Genomic DNA, 19024 nt, shown 5'->3' on the forward strand with positions numbered 1-19024 from the left:
ATGTGCTGAAGTCTGGCTTCAGTCAACATTCATTAATTAAAGTTGTTCATGGTTTTTGCGATGCCTTCCCGTGCAAAATGCAGGCAGGCATCATGGGCTTTTTGAATACCCTCTTCCAAATACTTTTGATCTGAGTTGTTGAACGGCGAAAGTACAAAATCAACCTGCCGGCCTTTGGGAAAATCATTTCCGATGCCAAACCGAAGTCGCGGAAACTCACGTGTTCCCAATAACTCAATGATGTTGGCAATCCCATTGTGACCGCCGGCGCTGCCTTGAGGCCTTAACCGAACGTCACCGACGTCAAGATTAAGGTCATCATATACAATAAGGCAGTCCTGTTTGTCTGTTTTGTACTCAGAAAGTGCTTTTCGTACCGCGACACCACTTTTATTCATATAAGTAGTTGGCTTAATTAACACCACCTTCCGCCCGCGATGCCTTCCTTCTGCAACCACAAAAGGCCCGTTTCCAGGCCTAAATGTGGTAGAAAGAGTTTCAGCTATCGCGTCAACAATTTCAAAACCGATGTTGTGACGTGTTCCTTCATATTCTTGCCCGATATTTCCTAATCCAACAATAAGGGACATATCAAGCAGGGATCACGTTACCGTTCTCGGGTATCAAATAAATGTTATTCTTCTGTTTTTTCTTCAGAAGAATCTTCTCCTTCCTCACCTTCAGGAGCTTCTTCGCCTTCAGCAAGTTCTTCACCTTCGGCCGCTTCGCCTTCAGCAACAACTTCTTCTTCGGTCTCGTCGGTAATACCGGCCACAAGATTTTCGAGGAAGTCGGCACCTTTCGGAGGACGAATGGTTACGATGGTTCGGCTGAGGTCATCCAAAGGAATAATACCTTCCAGATCCAAATCAGAAATATGGAAAGACTGGCCGATTTCGAGTGGAGAAATATCAATTTCAAATTCTGCAGGAATGTCAGAAGGGAGTACACGAATTCGCACAAAATTCATTGGTTTGAATACGCGACCACCATTTTCAACAACCCCTTTCGCATTTCCTGTAATCTTGATAGGAACACGAAGTGTAACTTTTTGATCGTCAGCCAATACGTAAAAGTCGGCGTGGATCGGACGGTCAGTAACCGGGTCAAATTCCGTTCTTTTTAACAGAGTTTTGTAGGATTTGCCGTCAACAGTGAGTTCCTGAAGCTTGGTTTGAGGCTTTCTTAAAATCTTCTCTAATTCAAGTTCATCAATAGAAAAGTGAACATTTTCCTCAACATCAGGACCATAGAGAACAGCGGGGACACGTAATTCTTCCCTGAGCGCTTTATTCGCCTTTTTGCTGGTCTCTCTGACCTTTCCTTCAAGTTTTACTAATTCTGGGTATGCCATAATGCGTTTACCTTAATCATTAATTATCAAACAGTGCACTGATAGTGTCGTTAGTGTGAATGCGTTGTATAGCTTCAGCAAAAATATTCGCAATGCTCAGCACTTTAATCTTATCCGAAGGCTGGCGAAGCTGAACGGTATCCGTTACCAACAACTCATCAATAGGCGAATCTTCGATTCGCTGAAATGCCGGACCCGACAAAATCGGGTGTGTACAAATTGCGATAATACTGAGCGCGCCTCGTTCTTTCAAAGCTGCTGCAGCATTCGTCAATGTTCCGGCCGTGTCGATCAAATCATCGACGATTAACACATTCTTTCCTTCTACTTCCCCAATCAGGTTCATGATTTCAGATTGGTTGGCCTTAGGCCTTCTCTTATCAATAAATGCCAGCGTAGCGCCCAATTTTTTGGAGTAGGCCCGTGCCATTTTAAGGCTGCCTACATCAGGAGCTACCACTACCAGGTTATCGATAGGGTTGGAAGTAAAGTGGTCAATAAAAGCCCGACTTGCATATAAATGGTCAAGCGGGATATCAAAAAATCCTTGTATCTGAGCTGCGTGCAAATCCATCGTTAAGATGCGATCGGCACCGGCTTTAACCAACAGGTTGGCCATTAATTTTGAACCTATTGACACCCGGGGCTGATCTTTACGATCCTGCCGGGCATATCCAAAATAGGGAATAACGGCGGTTACCCTTTTCACTGAAGCTCGTTTAGCAGCATCCAGCAATAACAAAAGTTCGATAATGTTATCACCGGGAGGAGGCGTAGATTGTATAACAAAAATATCCTCGCCCCGAATGCTTTGCTCGTACTTAACGTACTGCTCTCCATCTGAAAACTTTTTAATAGTCACATCACCTAATGATGTGCCGTATTCTTCAGCAATTGCTCTTGCCAAAGCCGGGTTACTTGTTCCGGAAAAAATCGCCAGAGGTGTGTCCACTTTGCGCGGGCTTTCAGTTCAGGTTAATGCTGTGGATTACTCATGTAAACAACAGCTAATAAACAAAAAGGATGGCTTAACAGTCATCCTTTAGCTAAATATGTTGCCCGGGGAGGATTCGAACCCCCACTGACTGGACCAAAACCAGCTGTCCTGCCATTAGACGACCGGGCAATTCATGTCATTGACAGACTCCAAAGATAGAAATCACTTTAAAAGCAATCAAGACTGAATCGCTTTTTTTAGTACAAAACATTCAGAGCATCGGGAAGCTTTGCAATATGAATTCAATTGGTGGATTGAGCCCAGCTTTTTGCGATATCGTTTGTCCTGAAGATGGAAAGGGCGGAACTTTTTGAGCAAAGAGGCAGGTATCGGGGTTCTTAAATTTTTCCAGCTTGAGAGTGAAGCAGATTTCAGCGGGCCGGAAGCAAATAAATTTCCCAGCAAAAAGAGCGAGGGAAGATAGACCGTGCCAAATAAAATCTCGAAGCGGGCGGTTTGGTTGAGCGCGGCTTTCCGGAACCATTGCTCCCAGAGGTGAATCGCTTCAGTAGCAAGAAAATGATTAAAAGGTTCCTGAAGAATAGCCGCACTTAATTCTACAGCCTGTTCAATCCGCTTTTTAGGGTGATTGGCGGGGCGGACTGATTTATAATTCCAGTTCAGATCTGAATCGGAGTTTGCAAACCCGGCAATTTCCAGGCTCATTGCCTTAGCTTCTATTATATCCTGCCCATCCCATTTTTTTAACAGCTCTGCGGCAGTGGCAGCCATGGCTTCCCGATTGTGCGGAATGCCGAGCCCATCCCAAAGAGAAATAATGAGGGCTTGTTTCCAGGCTTTGGATGGGAGCAGGTTAGGATCGAAAAAGGTGAGAAAATCATCGGATTTCTTTTCAAAATACTCCCGGTGTGCTTGTTCTATCTGCTGATAAAAAGCCTCTTCAGAAATAAAGTGAAAACCGGAGGTGCAGGGTAGCTCAGGGGAGTGTTCTTCAAAATTCTTTAAGAATACGTGTAATTTTTCAGAGAGATAGGGTAGAATATTGAGCGTGTAAGGCCGGCTGCGATTTTGGGTCTGAACTTGTTCAGGATTTGAATCGGCTACAACATGCAGAACCACGCTATTGAAATTAGGATCAGTGTGGTGGGCATGGGATTTCCAGTTGGAGCTTTTGGTGTGAAGCTCAATATCACCATGCCAGCGAAGCCCGTCAATTTCGAGTGTAGCCTGCTTGAAATCAGGCCCGTCTGAGACGTTTTTCTTCCCGGGATTCAGGATGGTAACAGCATGCCCGGACGTTGTTTGCAAGTCCGAAAAATCAAAAAGCAGGTTTTCCCAAATCCATTGTAAAAAGGCTTCAGAATGTGCAAAGCCCGGTTTAGCCATGTCGGGTAATTTCTTCTACTTCTTCCCCCTCAGAAAAATGAAGATTTTCAGTGGCTTCGTATAAGTTTGGTACAGAATCTTTCAGCGTTCTTTTCACGCCTTTGGAAAAACGGTCAATCCTTTTCTCACTGTCTTCTTTCCATTTACGGCTTTTCTCTTCCAGAATGCCTTTGGTCTTTTTCCCCTGCTTGCTTACCCAGCGTCGGTTTACTTCGCCGCTTTTTGGGGATAGCAGTAAAGCGGTTACCATGCCTCCGGCAAAGGCGGTGGCACTTACTAATAATGTTCCAAGTACTCGTTTCATAGTTCTCTCTTTTGGGTTGAGGTTAACACTGTTAAGATAACAATTTGTGTCATGTTTTTTATGTTATTTTTTAACACTAAGTAAAGAAAACGGTACATTTGTTTAAATTTTTAAAGTCAGGTTATGAAAAAGCAGATTGTTTTAATGGATCGGGCGCGGATGGAGCGCACGCTTAAGCGAATGGCGATACAGGTTTGGGAGCGAATCAATAAAGAGAATGAAGGTGAAATGGTATTGATTGGCTTGAATGAACGGGGAGAAGCAACGGCCCGTCTTCTTGGGGAGAGTCTCGAAGAATTAATGGGAGCAGATATAGCAGTTCACCGATATGATGTACAGGGGAAAGCGTCCAAAAGCAGTCTCCCGGATTGCAACGATAAGTTTGTACTGCTTGTTGACGATGTGATTTTTTCCGGTAAAACCATGTTTAGCGCACTCTCGGCAGTTTGCAGTGTATATGATCCTGAAAGCATCGAGATTGCCGCTTTGCTGGATCGGGGCCATCGTAAATACCCGTTACGTACAGACCTGATGGGTATAACAGTGCCTACCAAACCCGGAGAGCATATTGAGGTAATGCTGAAAGACGGCAGCCTCAGCCAAGCCGTACTTTTCAAAAATAATTAACCAATCAAAATTGTAAAATGACTATCAGAATTAAAGCTTTAACAGCCTTTCTTTTTTTAAGTTTTATTTCACTAACAGCTTCAGCCCAAACCATTACCATCCCTGATACACTAAGCGGGTGGGAGCAAAAATGGGTGGCCAGTTTCAACGGTTCACAAGCAACCTACAGTAACTGGTCTCAGGGTGGGGCAAGCTCGGTAAGCGGAACCGGTTCATCCGTCCTTAATTTACTTTACCGCCAGGATCAATTTGCCTATGGATTCAGAACCAACGTGAAGTATGGGCAGTCTCGAATTAAAAACGAAGGGGTTCGCAAAACAGATGATCTTATTTCTATCCGAAACCGCTTTACTTATACCTTCAGAGAAGACGGTTCACTGGCTGCTTACGGAGTGGTAGGCTTTAAAACGCAGTTTGACAAAGGATATGAATATAGCAGCGAAGAGGGTGTTCCTGATGTGCTGATTTCTGATTTCATGGCACCGGCTTATATCAATGAAGGCGTTGGTTTGGCATACGAACCCGGAAATGCTTTTACCTTTGAGGCGGGTTTGGGACTTAAGCAAACCATTGTAAATGATGACAGCTTATCTGCCGTTTATGGCCTTGATCCGGGCGATAACTTCCGGTCAGAAGGCGGTTTAACCACCGGCATCACATTTGAAAAACAAGTGGCTGAAAACATTATGTACAGCAGCAGCCTCGAAACCTTCACCAATTTCCTGATACCCATCAGTGAAACAGACGTAATGTGGGGAAATGAACTGGTAGGGCAAATCAACAGTATTGTGAGTGCCTCTTTTCAGTTTGAACTTCACTATGATAACGACTTCTCCAGCGAAATACAGCTTAAGCAGGTGCTGTCTGCCGGTGTTTCTGTAAATCTTTACTAATGGATGAAAACTCACAAAAAGCGTTAGGCCGGGCTCTGGAACAGCTTTCAGAGTGGAAGTTCTCTTTTGGGGATTGGGAGCAGGACTCCACGCTTTCTGTTTCCGGAGAAAAAGAGCAGGAAGTTTTTAGGCGTTTGGTGCAGCGGCTAAAGTGCAATTTCCCATTCCATCATCCGGTTTATGCGGGGCAAATGCTGAAGCCTCCACATCCGCTTACATGGGCGGCTTATGCGATGGCGATGTCCATCAACCCCAATAACCATGCGTTGGATGGTGGACCTCCATCCTCAGAAATGGAAAAAGAAGCTGTGGCTGAGCTGGCTCAGTTTTTTGGATATGGAGAAGAGTTTTTGGGACACCTCACGGCAAGCGGAACCATAGCGAACCTGGAAGCTCTTTGGGTGGCTCGGGAATCTCATCCCGACAAAAAAATTGCCTTCTCTGAAAATTCCCATTACACCCACCAGCGAATGTGTGGTGTGTTAAGAGTGGAAGGAGTGAAGGTGCCGGTTAAACATAATGGTTCTTTTGATTTAGAAGCTGTGAACCCTGAGGAAATAGGAACGATGGTGGTTACCCTGGGGACCACGGGACTGGGAGAGGTAGAACCACTGGATGAAATTCTGCCCTGGGCAAAAAAGCATGGAATCCGGATTCACATCGATGCAGCCTATGGAGGCTTTTTCAGAACGCTCAAAGATTCCGGAATCATAGACGGTACATCCTGGAAACGGATAGAAGAAGCCGACAGCATTGTGGTGGACCCACATAAACACGGGCTTCAGCCTTATGGTTGTGGATGCGTGCTTTTCAAAAACCCGGCTGTGGGGAAATTCTATAAACACGATTCTCCCTATACCTATTTCACTTCGAAAGACCTTCACCTTGGTGAAATCAGCCTGGAATGTTCCCGGGCCGGTGCTGCAGCGGTGGCTCTTTGGGCTACCTTGCAGATGTTTCCCCTGAAAGAAAACGAGGGCTTCGGACCTATCCTGAAAAAATGCCTGCAAGCTGCCCGGAATATGTATGATTTGATTGGCTCGTCCCAAAAACTTAAGGCATTCAAAAAACCGGATTTGGATATTCTGGGATACTTTCCTGCGCAAGCAAAAACGACTTCAGAGATCTCTGAAAAATCCAAGGCCGTGTTTGATGCGGGGATGAGAGAGCAGTCATTTTATCTTTCCCTGTATAAAATTCCGGCTAACACGTTTAATCGCCTTCACCCCGAATATAAAGTGGATACGGAGCAGGTGACCATTCTGAGGAGCGTGTTCATGAAGCCCGAGCAAGAAGAGTTTGTAAATGAGCTGTTTGAACGAATCAAAAATTACTGCTGAGTGCTTTTGTTAGGAAACCAAGCTTTCCAGAACTCGTTTGGAAACTTCATGGACACATAGCCAAATAATAAAATTCCAGCTGCTATTCCCGATAAAAAGGTGAGAGACCTTTCACCCATAATCCCGGCATCACTAAACCAAAGAATAAAGGCAAAAAAAGTGGCTCCCAGAACACAACCTCGCATGAACAAAATTAACTTTTGCATAGTGATAGTTTTAAGCTTGTTTCAAGAATAGTGCAAAAAACAAAGCTTAAATAAAAGTTAGAAATAAGGGTAATTTTTATGGGTGAGGCGCGCTATAAGTTATTATTGAATGGAAGATTGAAGATTTAGTGTAAAGAAATGTTCGTTCACTTAGTCCAAATATTTATGAAATTAAATCGGTAAAAAAGCTTTCACAAAGCAGTTGCTCCAAAGGATTGAAAAAGCTATATAGTCAACCATGTCGGAATTGGTTGATATACATGAATGTCCCAACTGTGGCTATGAGCCTTTCACTACTTCGTATTGCCCCAAATGCGGACAGCGAAAATTATCGGAGAAAGACCACAGGGTTACAGTTCTCTTTAATGAATTTATAAGCGGCTGGCTGAATTTCGAAAACAGCTTCTTGAATACCCTAAAAGTATTTCTGAGTAAGCCCCACACGTATGTAAGGGAGTATCTATCCGGGGCACGGAAAAAATATATTTCTCCGATTAAGCTTTTCATATTGGCAAATGCCTTTTACTTCATATTTCCTGCAGTAGATACCTTTAAAACCACTTTGCATACTCAGCTGAATCGCCTTCCTTACAGCGAGTATACCGAAAATTTTATTAACTCCTTTATCGCTGCTTCCGGGATGAGTTATTCAGAGTTTGCTCCGGAATACAATGAGCTGACACAAGTTCTTTCAAAAGCACTGCTTGTAATTCTTCCCTTGCTTTTTTCTGTGGCCACGTGGGTGCTTAATCTGAGTGAAAGGGAGAAAAAGCCATTACTTTATCATATCAATTACAGCCTGGTTTTAAGTGCTTTTTTGGTTTTTATATTGTGTTCTGTGCTTCCGGGGTCGTATAAGCTGATCGCAGTATATTTTGAGATTGACGGGATGATGGAATTAGTTACTGAGATGAGCTTATCAGTTACCGTATTGTTGATTCTGAATGTGTATGGCTATTTCCTGTACAGGAATTTTTTTGCCGGAAATTTGCTGATAAAAGGATTTAAAGTGGTTCTGTTGAATGTGGCGTTCGTGCCCTTGATTCAATCTTACCGCCTCATCTTATTGTTTGTCACCTTAGGCTGGATGAAATTTTTTGGTTAGAGTACCCCCGGCAGGGATAAATCTTATTACATTTTATTTCACACCTTTTTTCTCAAAAGGCCTTTAATTGCAGGCCGTAAAATGTCAATAGCTTTATCAAAATGTACCGAGCCTATTTTCTAAAATCAGTCGCATTTCTAATCATCATTTGTTCTGTAGGTAAGGTGCAGGCTCAAAATGAAATCCATATTACCGACAGCGGCTTCTATTCAGATTCAGTGATTGTTCAAATTGAGGGTGTGTCCGATTCTTCATCCATTTTCTATACACTTGACGGAGCCTTCCCGGATACTGCAAGTGCGCTTTTTCAGGATTCATTGTCTATTACCGAGACTTCCGCTTTACGGGTCATGATTTTATCCGATGATCGTGCAGACACCTCGTTCTTTTTCAGATCATATTTTATAGATGAACCGACCGAAATGCCCATTCTATCCGTAACTACCAATCCTGCTGGATTTTTCTCAGACAGTGCCGGTATCTATGTGGAAGGTACTAATGGCATTCCCGGATACTGCAGAAGCACCCCAAAAAACTGGAATCAAGATTGGGAGCGTCCGGTCCACCTGGCTTTCTTCGAAAAAGATCACACTCCCGGTTTCAGCGTAAACGCCGGGGTGAAAATTGGAGGAGGTTGTACCCGGCTGTACGATCAAAAATCACTGGATATCTATTTCCGGGGAGAGTATGGTCTCAAGAAGCTGAATTATCCCCTTTTTGAGGATAAACCCTTTACTGAGTTTGACCGGCTGGCCCTGAGAAGTGGCGGGCAGGATTGGTACAGAGCTATGATCAGGAATGCTTCCATCCAGGCAATGATGAAAGATCGGATGGATTTAGGATACCAGGCTTTTAAGCCGGTTGTCGTTTTCTTAAATGGTGAATACTGGGGAATTCACATCCTGCGTGAAAAGCAAAATGAAGATTTCATTGAATCGAATTACGGCTATGATGAAGACGAACTCGATATCCTCACAGGAAATGCAAATGTGAAAGAAGGATCAGACACGCATTACCAGGCCATGATTAACTTCATGAAGAATAACGACCTGTCGGTACAGGAAAATTACGAGTGGGTTAGCCGCCAAATGGATATCGACCAGTATATCGATTATGTGCTTACTGAAATCTATATGGCGAATGGAGATTGGCCGGCTAATAACATTCGATTCTGGAGGCCTCAGGTTCCTGGAGGAAAGTGGCGCTGGATAATGTATGACATGGACATGACGATGAACAGCCACACTTTTGGACAGGATGATACCAACAGCCTGGAGCTGGTGGCTACAACCAACAACATCTATTATGCAAACCCGGGATGGTCGACGTTTCTATTCAGAAGTTTGCTAAGCAATGAACGTTTTCGGAATAAATTTATTCAGCGGTATAGTATTCACATACAGGCATCTTTCTCGCCGGGGCGGCTTTTGGGTGTTATTGACAGTACGGCCGCACTTATAGAATCTGAAATTCCCCGGCATATGGACCGATGGGATAAGTCATTCCGGTTGGGTTCGGGCATGAATTGGGAAAAACATCTGGAAAGAATGAAGGTTTTTGTGAGGAGCAGGCAAACTAAAGCGCGGACACATCTTCAGAATTTCTTTGAGGTTTCGGGGGTTACTAAACTGGAAGTCTCTTCAAGCCCTGCCGAGGGTGGCGCAGTGACTGTTGAAACGGTTCGTTCGGATACTACCGATTGGGTTTTGATTTATAAATCGATACCAACCACTATTAAAGCGATTCCGGCTCCGGGCTACTCTTTTGTGGGCTGGAGTGTTGAGGCTTCCGGCACCGACACTGAAGCAGATATTACCATTGAAAGTGAGGCATCTTTAACAGCGGTATTCAAAAGAAATGATCTATCCGATGATACTCCGGTTGTTATCAATGAGATAAACTATAACTCAGCTGAAGATTTTGATCCCGAAGATTGGATTGAATTTTATAATAATACCGAATCAAATATTGATTTAGGAGGCTGGTACTTTTCCGATTCCGACGATGAGCACATTTACACTTTTGCTGATGGCACTATAGTAGAAAGTGGCGGGTTTTTAGTGCTTACCAGAGACAGCACCCTGTTTACTTCACTATTTCCTGAAGTGAATAATTATGTAGGAGACCTCGATTTTGGATTTGCCGGAAGCGGTGAACTTGTTCGCCTTTTCAACAATACCGGAGATATCGTAGACCAGCTAACCTACAGTGATGATCCGCCCTGGCCGGCAGAGGCTGATGGAGAAGGGGCAACTCTTTCCCTGACCCATCCAAGGCTGGATAACTCAAAAGCGGAAAACTGGGCGGCTTCGGTGGGCCATGGAACCCCGGGAGCAGAAAACAGTGGAGTGCTGGTGGGAACCGAAGAGGAGCAAGACGAAGAAATTGCCAAAGGCTTTGAGCTGTATCAAAATTATCCAAATCCCTTTAACCCTACGACCACCATTTCTTACCGGTTAGATAAACCGGGCAGGGTAAAGATCGCGGTTTATGATATAATGGGGAGAGAAGTAGCGGTCTTGGAGAATGGAGTCAAGTCACAGGGAATTCATTCATTAAGGTGGGATGCCTCGCCCGGAAAATTTTCGAGCGGGGTTTATTTGTATAAACTGGATACCGGTAATCAATCACTGATTCGCAAGCTTACCCTTATCAAATAATTAATAAGGGATCTACCCTCGGGTAAGACGGGAAATCAGGTCTTTATGTTTGGAGAACTTACGGCTTAAACTTTCTTCTGCAGCCAATTCAAAATCTTGGAAATCAAAGCCGGGAGAAACGGTGCAGCCCACAAATGAATAGCTGTCCGCTTGGTTAACTTCAGCTGCAAACCAATACTCTTTGGGTACGGTGAATTGAGGAAGTTCTCCGTTGTCAAAATCCGACCCAACCACTTGCTTAGAGTAGTTTCCATCCGGACTGATCATGTGAATAGTAAGCGGCGAACCCTGATAAAAGTGCCACATCTCATCCTGCCTGATTCTGTGAAAAGCAGAGAAAGTATCTGAGGTCAAAAGAAAATAAATGCCGGTGCAGTAGTTGCGGCTTCCCTCAAACAAATCCGGGAAAACGGTTTCGGGAATAACACCCTCACTACGATACGTCTCTTTGAAATACCCGCCTTCCGGATGTTTTTGAAGGTCGAAGCGGGTGATTAATTTTTCTATTGTGGACATTATGTTTATTAGAATACCACGTAGAGATACAAAACCTTGTGGCTCTGCGTGTTTTCAATAGGAAAATATTACACATCAAAATCGATGCCTTGTGCCAGTGGTAGAGAATCTCCCCAGTTCATGGTGTTGGTCTGGCGGCGCATGTACGCTTTCCAGGCATCAGAACCGGATTCCCGTCCACCGCCTGTTTCTTTCTCTCCACCAAAGGCACCACCAATTTCAGCCCCGCTGGTACCAATATTGATGTTGGCAATTCCACAATCCGAACCTCGGGCACTCAGGAAGTTTTCAGCTTCCCGCATGTTCAGGGTAAACATAGCCGAACTGAGTCCCTGTTTCACACCGTTGTGCAGCTCGATGGCTTCATCCAGCGTTTTGTATTTGATGAGGTAAAGGATAGGCGCAAAAGTCTCTTCCTGAACAATATCATAATGATTTTTAACTTCAGCGATCGCTGGTTTCACATAAAAACCATCTTCGTCCAGAGGCTCGCCACCGGTTATAACTTTGCCACCTTCTTTTTCAATTTCCTTCAGGGCATTCTGCATTTGGTCAACGGCGCCCTGATCAATCATCGGCCCAACCAGCGTGTTTTCGTCAAGCGGATCGCCAATGGAGATATTTTCATAAATACTGAGCAGTCGTTCTTTTACCTGATCATAAACTGATTCCTGAACGATAAGCCGGCGTGTGCTTGTGCAGCGCTGGCCGCAAGTTCCAACGGCTCCAAAAACGGTAGCCCGGATCGCCATTTCAATATCAGCATCCTCGGAAATGATGATGGCATTGTTTCCTCCCAGCTCAAGAATGCTTTTTCCTAAACGTCCGCCCACGGTTTTGGCTACTTCTTTACCCATTCGGATAGAACCGGTTGCTGAAATAAGTGGGATTCGTTCGTCTTCGGTCATCCATTCGCCTACTTCGCGGTCTCCGGTAACCAGGTTAAAGATCCCTTCAGGCAGGTTATTTTCTTTGAGCACTTTGGCTACAATCTTTTGTACGGCAACTCCGCAAAGGGGCGTTTTTTCGGAGCCTTTCCAAATCATTACGTTTCCGCACACGGCAGCAATCATGGCGTTCCAGCTCCACACGGCAACCGGAAAGTTGAACGCGGAGATAATAGCCACAATCCCCAGCGGATGCCATTGCTCATACATACGGTGCTGAGGGCGCTCGCTGTGCATGGTTTTACCGTACAGCATGCGCGACTGCCCCACTGCAAAATCACAGATATCAATCATTTCCTGGACTTCACCGAGCCCTTCCTGGTAGATTTTACCCATTTCGTAAGTAACCAGTTTGCCAAGTGGTTCTTTGTACTCACGTAATTTCTGGCCAATCTGGCGCACGATCTCACCGCGCTGAGGAGCCGGCATTTGACTCCAAACTTTATATGCTTTCTGAGCTTCTTCCACAACCTGATCGTATTGCTCGCGGGTAGTTACCCCCACAGTAGCTATTTTATCACCATTGGTTGGCGTGAAGCTGCTGATGGTTTCTTTGCTCTCGTGATGTTTACGTCCGGTACTGGTTCCGGGATTAATACCTTCAATGCCTAATGTCTTCAGAAATTCCATAACGATATTTTAGCTCTTATTTTTGGGTGAAGATAGGGAAGTGAGTAGTCAGAAAACAGAACTCAGAATTCAGGAGGAGAAAATCTAAAAAGTCTTTCTCCATTAAACCTTTCCAGGGTTACTACACTTTCCCGGAATCAGGCTCATTTGGTTTAACCCTGGAAAGGTTGACTATAAGGGAAGACTGTATTCTAACTGCTGAGTTCTGTATTCTTCCCGCATGAGAAACGCATCAAATAATGAAATTAAATTACTTCGGAAGTTAGCCCGCAAAAAGTATCGCGAGAAAGAGCAGCGGTTCGTGGTTGAGGGAGAGCGCGCCGTTGAGCAGGTGCTTGAAAATGGGTTGGTGGAAGTGGAGACTGTGTTTGTGGTTGAAGGAAAAGCTGTCAGTGATGAATGGTCAGCTTTCAGTGCTTCTATAGAAGCGGATGTGTTTGATGAAGTGGCAGATACCGAAAATCCACAGGGGATTCTGGCGGTTTGTAAGATGGCGGATGAAATCAGTACCAATGAATTGAGAGAGAAAAGCGGAATCATCGTTGCAACTGATGCAATCCAGGACCCGGGAAATATGGGGACGATTCTGCGCACAGCAGCCTGGTTCGGAGCAAAAGCATTGATCGCCGGAAAGGGAAGCGTAGATGTGTATCACCCCAAAGTAGTGCGAAGTACGGCCGGAGCCACCGGAAGCATTCCGGTATTATCAGGCGAACTGGAAGAAATATTCACAGAACTTGAAGCAAACGGATGGCAAATTTTGCTGCTTGATGGTGGGGCAGAAAGTGTAAACCTGAGATCGGTTCAACCCGCAGAAAAAACAATCATTGTTGTTGGGAATGAAGGGAATGGAATCAGTGAAAGCTTATTGCATTCCAAAAGAAAGAAAGTAAGGATAGAGTCGGCACCAGGGCAGGATAAGGTTGAGAGCCTGAATGCAGCTATTGCAGTTAGTATTGCCTTGTGGGGGTTAAGTGATATGGTGATAAAGTGATGAAGTGGAGCTTTTTAAAAAATCACCGTATCACTTTAACACCCTATCACCCTATCACCAAACCCATCCATTAAAATTCCATTAAATAAGGGCTGTATATTGCAAATGGTGTGGGCTTTAGCTTTATTATAAAAGCCGCTCATACAATCATCTACCCGGCTGGTACATATGGCAAGACTAATCAAACATCCTCATCTATGCCTAAGAAGAAATCGAAGAAGATCTTCGTCCTCGACACCTCCGTTCTACTTTACGATTATGAAGCTGTCCGAAACTTTGAAAAAAACGATGTAGCCATCCCCATCACGGTTCTTGAAGAGCTGGATACTTTTAAAAAGGGGAACAACGTCATTAACCTGCATGCGCGTGAATTTATCCGGTACCTGGATGGGATTTCGGATGCCAATATGCTGCAAAACTGGATTCCGCTAAACGGAAGGTCGCATGGAAATCTCAGGGTGATAACGAACGGTGAAAACTCCATGGATGCCACCAAAGTGTACGGCTCCGATAAGAATGACCACCGGATTATTAATGCGGCGCTCCACCTGAAAGAAGAAAATCCAAGCCAGCGGGTGATATTGGTTTCCAAGGATATCAACCTGCGTCTGAAAGCCCGGGCATTGAACCTGGAGTCGGAAGATTATGAGACCATTCGGATTCAGGATATTGAGCATTTGTATAAAGGCAAAACGTCTCTCGAAATTGAAGATCCTTCAGTGGTCAGTAAGTTTTATGAAAAAGGGAAGATAAAGCCTGAAGAACTTATGGAAGCCGACCCGATTTGTAACCATTATTACATAATGAAAAGTCACGGTTCTTCGGGGCTTGGATGGTATAATGCGAAGAGCAAAAAAGTAGAAGTGGTGGAAAAGAACAATGCCTATGGCATTCAGCCAAAAAATGCAGAACAGACTTTTGCTATGCATGCCCTTCAGAACCCGAATATTATGTGTTGTACCATTACCGGAGCTGCCGGAACGGGAAAAACACTGTTGGCTTTGGCAAGTGCACTGGAGCAGCGGAGCAATTTCAAGCAAATTTATCTGGCCCGGCCCATTGTTCCCCTAAGTAATAAGGACATTGGCTTTCTTCCCGGCGATGCCAATGCCAAAATTGACCCCTACATGCAGCCGCTTTGGGATAACCTGAGCTTCATTAAAAATCAGTATAAGGAAACGAGTAAGCCATTTAAGAAGATTGATGAAATGCTGCAGACTGAGAAGCTGCGCATTGTGCCGCTGGCTTATATCCGGGGACGAAGTTTATCCAACGTGATTTTTATCATTGATGAGGCTCAGAATTTAACCCCTCATGAAGTGAAAACCATCATCACCCGGGCGGGCGAAAACACCAAAGTCGTGTTTACCGGGGATATCTTTCAAATCGATACGCCTTACCTGGATGCTCAAAGTAACGGACTCAGTTACCTCGTGGACCGCATGAATAACAATGAAATGTATGCCCACATCAACCTGGAGAAAGGGGAGCGCTCGGAACTGGCTAACCTGGCTTCAAAACTGTTGTAGGTGTTAGGGGAAGTTTTTAGGTGTTAGGTTTTAGTGTTTTGTTCAAGAACAACTAAAACCTAACACCTTGCCCCAAAAACTACCTACTTCTCCGGACTTAGCAGCTCTACGTGAAAACGAAACTTCTCGCTTTCCAGAGACATGGTGTCGTAAAGATCTTCGATTACTTCAAAAACCGTTTTGGGAGCTCCGATAATGGTTGTAGATAAATAGCCAACCTCTATTTCTACATCATATTGAGCCAGGTGCTCCAGCAATTCCTGTACTTTTTCTCGGGGATCATCTTCAGATAATGGGATGTACGTAAGCTGGGCAATAGTTTTCATAAATGAACTAATGATTTTATTTCAAAGTAAACGTTCACCTGAAAATAACGCAGATTTGGGTAAGAGGCTAACGAAACCTCCGATAATACATTCGTGGGAGTAAAATAAGTTTGTGCGTATTAAGAAAATTTTAGGTGTTAGGTTTTAGTTGTTTTTTAATGAAAACACTAAATCCTAAAACCTTGCACCTAACACCTATCAACTCACTCGCATCAAACATTATGCATAGAAGGTGAAAAATCGTTATTTACGGCAAACCCAATTTTTAGCCTAAATCGAACCTATGAGTAAGAAAGGATTTACCCCGTTTGTTTCTGCCGAAGACGACCTTCCCCAAATTACCGTCAAAGCCGTTGTGCTTGGTTTTGTTTTATCAGCAATCCTGGCCGGCGCCAATGCTTATTTGGGCCTAAAAGTAGGAATGACGGTGTCCGCTTCCATTCCCGCAGCCGTTATTTCGATGGCAGTGTTGAAGCTGTTTAAAGAGTCTAATATCCTCGAAAACAATATCGTGCAAACGGCAGCATCGGCAGGGGAATCGCTGGCGGCAGGGGTTATTTTTACCCTTCCGGCACTTATTCTACTAAAGTACTGGCTGGATTTTCCATTTATGGAAACGGCGGCCATCGCGATGTTTGGCGGGATTTTGGGGGTTCTGTTCACCATTCCATTACGGCGAGCTTTAATTGTGGAAAGCGAACTACAGTTTCCGGAAGGGGTAGCTACGGGTGAGGTTCTGAAGGCAGGAACCGAAGGCGGAGCCGGAATTAAAACGATTATTCAAGCGGGTGTTGCCGCTGCATTGTTTAAGCTTAGTCAGACCGGGTTAAAGGTTTTTGCAGGATCTGTAGGTGGTTCGGTCAAGGCCGGAAAGTCTATTTTTGGGATGGGTGCCGATTTATCGGTGGCGCTCTTAGCGGTGGGTTATATCGTTGGACTGAATATTGCGGTGCTGATTTTTGCAGGAGGTTTGATTTCCTGGCTGTTTGGAATCCCGATTTATATGGCAGTTACAAGCCCGGAAGAAATTTCAGCTATTGTGGGCGCTGCTGAAGGCTATGATGCCGCTCTTGCCATTTGGAGTCAGAAAATCCGTTACTTGGGTGTGGGCGCTATGGTTGTTGGTGGTGTATGGGCTCTTATTTCTCTGGCCAAGCCACTGGTGGACGGGATTAAATCTTCCATGGCAGCAGTGAAGGAGTTAAAAAACAACGGAAGCGGTAATATTCCCCGCACAGAACTGGATACTCCAATCAATATTGTTGTGTGGGGAATTTTAGGGTTATCTATCCCGATTTTTATCGTGTTTACCTACGTGATTGATATCGAGCATCTGGCTGTGAGCGGGGGAGCTTATTGGACGGCCATTACATTCGGAGTGGTGTTTTCGCTGTTTGCAGGATTTTTGTTTTCATCGGTCGCCGGGTACATGGCCGGTTTGGTGGGCTCATCCAATAACCCGATTTCAGGGGTGACTATAGCTACTGTGCTTGCTACGTCTCTGTGTTTGCTGGCGATTTTGGGAAGTCAGGTTGACTTCACCGCTGATATGGAAAAAGCAACCACAGCTGCTGCGGCAGCAATTATTGTTGGAGCCATGATTGCCTGTGCTGCGGCCCTTGCCGGGGATAACCTTCAGGATTTAAAAGCCGGACAGCTGGTGGGAGCTACTCCTTACAAACAGCAGATTATGCAGGTTGTGGGTGTGGTAGCTGCTGCTTTGGTGATTGCACCTATACTCAGCCTTTTATTTAATGCCTATGGCCTGGGCGGTGTTTTCCCGCGGGAGGGGATGAATCCCGAAGAAATGCTGACAGCTCCACAGGCCACGCTGATGCAGTCGGTAGCTGAAGGCGTGTTTGCGCGAAACCTGGAATGGGGGATGATTATCATTGGAGGTCTGATCGCTGTTGCGATTATCATTCTGGATCAGATCCTGAAACGAAAAGGAACGGAATTCAGAACGCCGGTTTTGGCCGTGGCGGTTGGTATTTATCTGCCGGTAGAGTTATCGGTTCCTATTTTTTTAGGAGGAATGATTGCCTGGACGGCAGCCCGCTTTGTCAAAAATCGTGCTATTGAAAATGGGGAAAGTCCCGAAGAGGCAGAAACTACAGCCGAGCGTAAAGGCTTGTTGTTTTCATCCGGGTTGATCACAGGTGAGGCTTTGATTGGTATTATTCTGGCTATCCCCTTTGCTTTATTCGAAAGCACGGACGCCCTGCGCATTATGCCGGAAGGTTTTGGCTGGTTAACGGATGTGTTAGGTGTGGGAGCGGCTGTCTGCTTCATGATCTGGCTGTACAAAGTGGCCGTGAAGAAAGGAGAATAGTTAGCTATAAATGATCAGCTGTCAGTTTCGGGGATAGAAAATTGACAGCTGAATCCTGTAAGCTGAGAGCTTTTCACCCCAAACTTACAACTTCAACACCGTTCAGGCTGCGGCCTAAAAACCGTTCGGCCAGTTCATGAAAACGCTGGGGGCGATCGCTCACGTAGCAACGGAACTCTCCACCGGATTCATTCAGCAAACCTAATTCATCCAGTTTGGCTTTTGCGGATTCTGCGATGGATTCTGCCGAGTCAATAATTTCAATGTTTCCATCCTTCAGAACCTTAGGAATAATGTCCTTAAACAGCGGGTAATGTGTGCATCCCAAAATAAGAGATTGGATTCCGCTTTCATCAAAATGATCCAGGTAATGATGTAAAGTCTGCAGGGCCACATCGTTATCAATCCAGCCTTCCTCGGCCAATGGGACTAAAATAGGGCAAGCTTGTTGCGTTACCGTTATGGTTGGGTCATAAGCATGAATGGACTTGGAATACGCCTGAGAGTTAACGGTGGCTAAGGTGCCAATCACCCCAACATGATCATGATTTGGCAGAGAAACCGCATTTTTAGTTCCGGCAGTTATTACGTCTAAAACAGGAATGTCGCCGGCAGCCTGTATAATCTCTTCCTTGGCCGAGGCCGAAACTGTATTACAGGCAATCAGAATCATCTTTACGCCACGCTTCAATAAAAAATGGGTAATTTCAAGAGCATAGGAACGCACGGTTTCTTCCGATTTGATACCATAAGGAACCCGGGCTGTATCACCGAAATAAATGATATCTTCGTTGGGTAAAGCATCAATCACGGCCTTGGCTACGGTAAGTCCGCCAATACCTGAGTCAAAAATTCCAATGGGTGCGTTCTTTAAATCTTGCAAATGAGTACCTGGTAGTGAATTATTTGTTGCCAGA

18 protein-coding genes and 1 tRNA gene are annotated in these 19024 nt (G+C 44.8%); 8 read left to right on the forward strand and 11 right to left on the reverse strand.

The genetic code is table 11. The features are described 5' to 3' along the window. Positions 1 to 32 precede the first annotated feature (32 nt). From pth to JJ941_RS00185, 6 genes are all read right to left on the reverse strand, one after another. Entirely contained in the window at positions 33 to 590 is a 558-nt protein-coding gene (pth, locus tag JJ941_RS00160) for an aminoacyl-tRNA hydrolase (protein WP_290960680.1), read from the reverse strand. Positions 591 to 634: 44 nt separating this feature from the next. Beyond that, positions 635 to 1354, reverse strand: a complete 720-nt coding sequence (locus tag JJ941_RS00165; protein ID WP_290960683.1) for a 50S ribosomal protein L25 — start codon at positions 1352 to 1354, stop codon at positions 635 to 637. A 19-nt stretch (positions 1355 to 1373) separates the two neighbouring features. Beyond that, positions 1374 to 2306 carry a ribose-phosphate pyrophosphokinase gene (locus JJ941_RS00170; protein WP_290960685.1) on the reverse strand — a complete coding sequence of 311 codons (933 nt, stop codon included), beginning with the start codon at positions 2304 to 2306 and terminating at the stop codon, positions 1374 to 1376. Between the two features lie 103 nt (positions 2307 to 2409). After that, positions 2410 to 2480, reverse strand: a tRNA-Gln gene (locus JJ941_RS00175). Positions 2481 to 2528: 48 nt separating this feature from the next. Further along, positions 2529 to 3698 carry a DUF2851 family protein gene (locus tag JJ941_RS00180; RefSeq protein WP_290960688.1) on the reverse strand — a complete coding sequence of 390 codons (1170 nt, stop codon included), beginning with the start codon at positions 3696 to 3698 and terminating at the stop codon, positions 2529 to 2531. After that, complete coding sequence (locus JJ941_RS00185) at positions 3691 to 4002, reverse strand: YtxH domain-containing protein (RefSeq protein WP_255133258.1); 312 nt, start codon at positions 4000 to 4002, stop codon at positions 3691 to 3693. The genes JJ941_RS00180 and JJ941_RS00185 overlap by 8 nt, the downstream gene beginning before the upstream one ends. A gap of 123 nt (positions 4003 to 4125) precedes the next feature. On the opposite strand from JJ941_RS00185, the gene JJ941_RS00190 reads away from it, so the two are divergent. Genes JJ941_RS00190 through JJ941_RS00200 form a run of 3 tightly spaced genes read left to right on the forward strand, consistent with a single transcriptional unit; the run spans position 4126 to position 6862 of the window. Beyond that, positions 4126 to 4629: a phosphoribosyltransferase family protein gene (locus tag JJ941_RS00190; RefSeq protein WP_290960692.1), complete on the forward strand. Its 504-nt coding sequence runs from the start codon at positions 4126 to 4128 to the stop codon at positions 4627 to 4629. 17 nt (positions 4630 to 4646) lie between these two features. Next, positions 4647 to 5522, forward strand: a complete 876-nt coding sequence (locus tag JJ941_RS00195; RefSeq protein WP_290960695.1) for a DUF3078 domain-containing protein — start codon at positions 4647 to 4649, stop codon at positions 5520 to 5522. Beyond that, the gene (locus tag JJ941_RS00200; RefSeq protein ID WP_290960698.1) at positions 5522 to 6862 is read left to right on the forward strand and encodes an aminotransferase class I/II-fold pyridoxal phosphate-dependent enzyme; all 1341 of its coding nucleotides are present in this window, start codon (positions 5522 to 5524) and stop codon (positions 6860 to 6862) included. The genes JJ941_RS00195 and JJ941_RS00200 overlap by 1 nt, the downstream gene beginning before the upstream one ends. Here JJ941_RS00200 and JJ941_RS00205 read toward each other — a convergent pair. Then, positions 6853 to 7068 carry a hypothetical protein gene (locus JJ941_RS00205; RefSeq protein ID WP_290960701.1) on the reverse strand — a complete coding sequence of 72 codons (216 nt, stop codon included), beginning with the start codon at positions 7066 to 7068 and terminating at the stop codon, positions 6853 to 6855. The genes JJ941_RS00200 and JJ941_RS00205 overlap by 10 nt on opposite strands. A 238-nt stretch (positions 7069 to 7306) precedes the next feature. Here JJ941_RS00205 and JJ941_RS00210 point away from each other — a divergent pair, with 238 nt between their 5' ends. Further along, positions 7307 to 8173: a DUF3667 domain-containing protein gene (locus JJ941_RS00210; protein ID WP_290960704.1), complete on the forward strand. Its 867-nt coding sequence runs from the start codon at positions 7307 to 7309 to the stop codon at positions 8171 to 8173. A gap of 101 nt (positions 8174 to 8274) precedes the next feature. Beyond that, complete coding sequence (locus JJ941_RS00215) at positions 8275 to 10833, forward strand: CotH kinase family protein (protein WP_290960706.1); 2559 nt, start codon at positions 8275 to 8277, stop codon at positions 10831 to 10833. A 12-nt stretch (positions 10834 to 10845) separates the two neighbouring features. On the opposite strand, the gene JJ941_RS00220 is transcribed toward JJ941_RS00215, so the two are convergent. Both JJ941_RS00220 and JJ941_RS00225 read right to left on the reverse strand, forming a co-directional pair. Next, positions 10846 to 11349 carry a cupin domain-containing protein gene (locus JJ941_RS00220; protein ID WP_290960709.1) on the reverse strand — a complete coding sequence of 168 codons (504 nt, stop codon included), beginning with the start codon at positions 11347 to 11349 and terminating at the stop codon, positions 10846 to 10848. A gap of 68 nt (positions 11350 to 11417) precedes the next feature. Continuing rightward, positions 11418 to 12926, reverse strand: a complete 1509-nt coding sequence (locus JJ941_RS00225; protein ID WP_290960711.1) for an aldehyde dehydrogenase family protein — start codon at positions 12924 to 12926, stop codon at positions 11418 to 11420. Between the two features lie 220 nt (positions 12927 to 13146). Here JJ941_RS00225 and JJ941_RS00230 point away from each other — a divergent pair, with 220 nt between their 5' ends. After that, complete coding sequence (locus JJ941_RS00230; protein WP_290960713.1) at positions 13147 to 13920, forward strand: RNA methyltransferase; 774 nt, start codon at positions 13147 to 13149, stop codon at positions 13918 to 13920. A 197-nt stretch (positions 13921 to 14117) separates the two neighbouring features. Continuing rightward, entirely contained in the window at positions 14118 to 15449 is a 1332-nt protein-coding gene (locus JJ941_RS00235) for a PhoH family protein (protein ID WP_290960716.1), read from the forward strand. An 83-nt stretch (positions 15450 to 15532) separates the two neighbouring features. Here JJ941_RS00235 and JJ941_RS00240 read toward each other — a convergent pair whose 3' ends face one another. After that, a complete protein-coding gene (locus tag JJ941_RS00240) occupies positions 15533 to 15775 on the reverse strand; it encodes a hypothetical protein (RefSeq protein ID WP_290960718.1) in 243 nt (80 codons plus the stop codon). 283 nt (positions 15776 to 16058) lie between these two features. Here JJ941_RS00240 and JJ941_RS00245 point away from each other — a divergent pair, with 283 nt between their 5' ends. Then, positions 16059 to 18107 carry an oligopeptide transporter, OPT family gene (locus JJ941_RS00245; RefSeq protein ID WP_290960720.1) on the forward strand — a complete coding sequence of 683 codons (2049 nt, stop codon included), beginning with the start codon at positions 16059 to 16061 and terminating at the stop codon, positions 18105 to 18107. Between the two features lie 73 nt (positions 18108 to 18180). On the opposite strand, the gene murI is transcribed toward JJ941_RS00245, so the two are convergent. Further along, entirely contained in the window at positions 18181 to 18990 is an 810-nt protein-coding gene (gene murI / locus JJ941_RS00250) for a glutamate racemase (RefSeq protein WP_290960723.1), read from the reverse strand. Between the last annotated feature and the right edge of the window lie 34 nt (positions 18991 to 19024).

The sequence above is a fragment of the Gracilimonas sp. genome, from assembly GCF_017641085.1.
In the GTDB taxonomy this organism is placed as follows: Bacteria; Bacteroidota; Rhodothermia; order Balneolales; family Balneolaceae; genus Gracilimonas.

What these genes read in the sequence shown, in the direction of transcription:
- pth (WP_290960680.1), bottom strand. Translation starts at nt 590, where the DNA reads ATGTCCCTTATTGTTGGATTAGGAAATATCGGGCAAGAATATGAAGGA.
- JJ941_RS00165 (WP_290960683.1), bottom strand. Translation starts at nt 1,354, where the DNA reads ATGGCATACCCAGAATTAGTAAAACTTGAAGGAAAGGTCAGAGAGACC.
- JJ941_RS00180 (WP_290960688.1), bottom strand. Translation starts at nt 3,698, where the DNA reads ATGGCTAAACCGGGCTTTGCACATTCTGAAGCCTTTTTACAATGGATT.
- JJ941_RS00185 (WP_255133258.1), bottom strand. Translation starts at nt 4,002, where the DNA reads ATGAAACGAGTACTTGGAACATTATTAGTAAGTGCCACCGCCTTTGCC.
- JJ941_RS00190 (WP_290960692.1), top strand. Translation starts at nt 4,126, where the DNA reads ATGAAAAAGCAGATTGTTTTAATGGATCGGGCGCGGATGGAGCGCACG.
- JJ941_RS00195 (WP_290960695.1), top strand. Translation starts at nt 4,647, where the DNA reads ATGACTATCAGAATTAAAGCTTTAACAGCCTTTCTTTTTTTAAGTTTT.
- JJ941_RS00200 (WP_290960698.1), top strand. Translation starts at nt 5,522, where the DNA reads ATGGATGAAAACTCACAAAAAGCGTTAGGCCGGGCTCTGGAACAGCTT.
- JJ941_RS00205 (WP_290960701.1), bottom strand. Translation starts at nt 7,068, where the DNA reads ATGCAAAAGTTAATTTTGTTCATGCGAGGTTGTGTTCTGGGAGCCACT.
- JJ941_RS00210 (WP_290960704.1), top strand. Translation starts at nt 7,307, where the DNA reads ATGTCGGAATTGGTTGATATACATGAATGTCCCAACTGTGGCTATGAG.
- JJ941_RS00215 (WP_290960706.1), top strand. Translation starts at nt 8,275, where the DNA reads ATGTACCGAGCCTATTTTCTAAAATCAGTCGCATTTCTAATCATCATT.
- JJ941_RS00220 (WP_290960709.1), bottom strand. Translation starts at nt 11,349, where the DNA reads ATGTCCACAATAGAAAAATTAATCACCCGCTTCGACCTTCAAAAACAT.
- JJ941_RS00225 (WP_290960711.1), bottom strand. Translation starts at nt 12,926, where the DNA reads ATGGAATTTCTGAAGACATTAGGCATTGAAGGTATTAATCCCGGAACC.
- JJ941_RS00230 (WP_290960713.1), top strand. Translation starts at nt 13,147, where the DNA reads ATGAGAAACGCATCAAATAATGAAATTAAATTACTTCGGAAGTTAGCC.
- JJ941_RS00235 (WP_290960716.1), top strand. Translation starts at nt 14,118, where the DNA reads ATGCCTAAGAAGAAATCGAAGAAGATCTTCGTCCTCGACACCTCCGTT.
- JJ941_RS00240 (WP_290960718.1), bottom strand. Translation starts at nt 15,775, where the DNA reads ATGAAAACTATTGCCCAGCTTACGTACATCCCATTATCTGAAGATGAT.
- JJ941_RS00245 (WP_290960720.1), top strand. Translation starts at nt 16,059, where the DNA reads ATGAGTAAGAAAGGATTTACCCCGTTTGTTTCTGCCGAAGACGACCTT.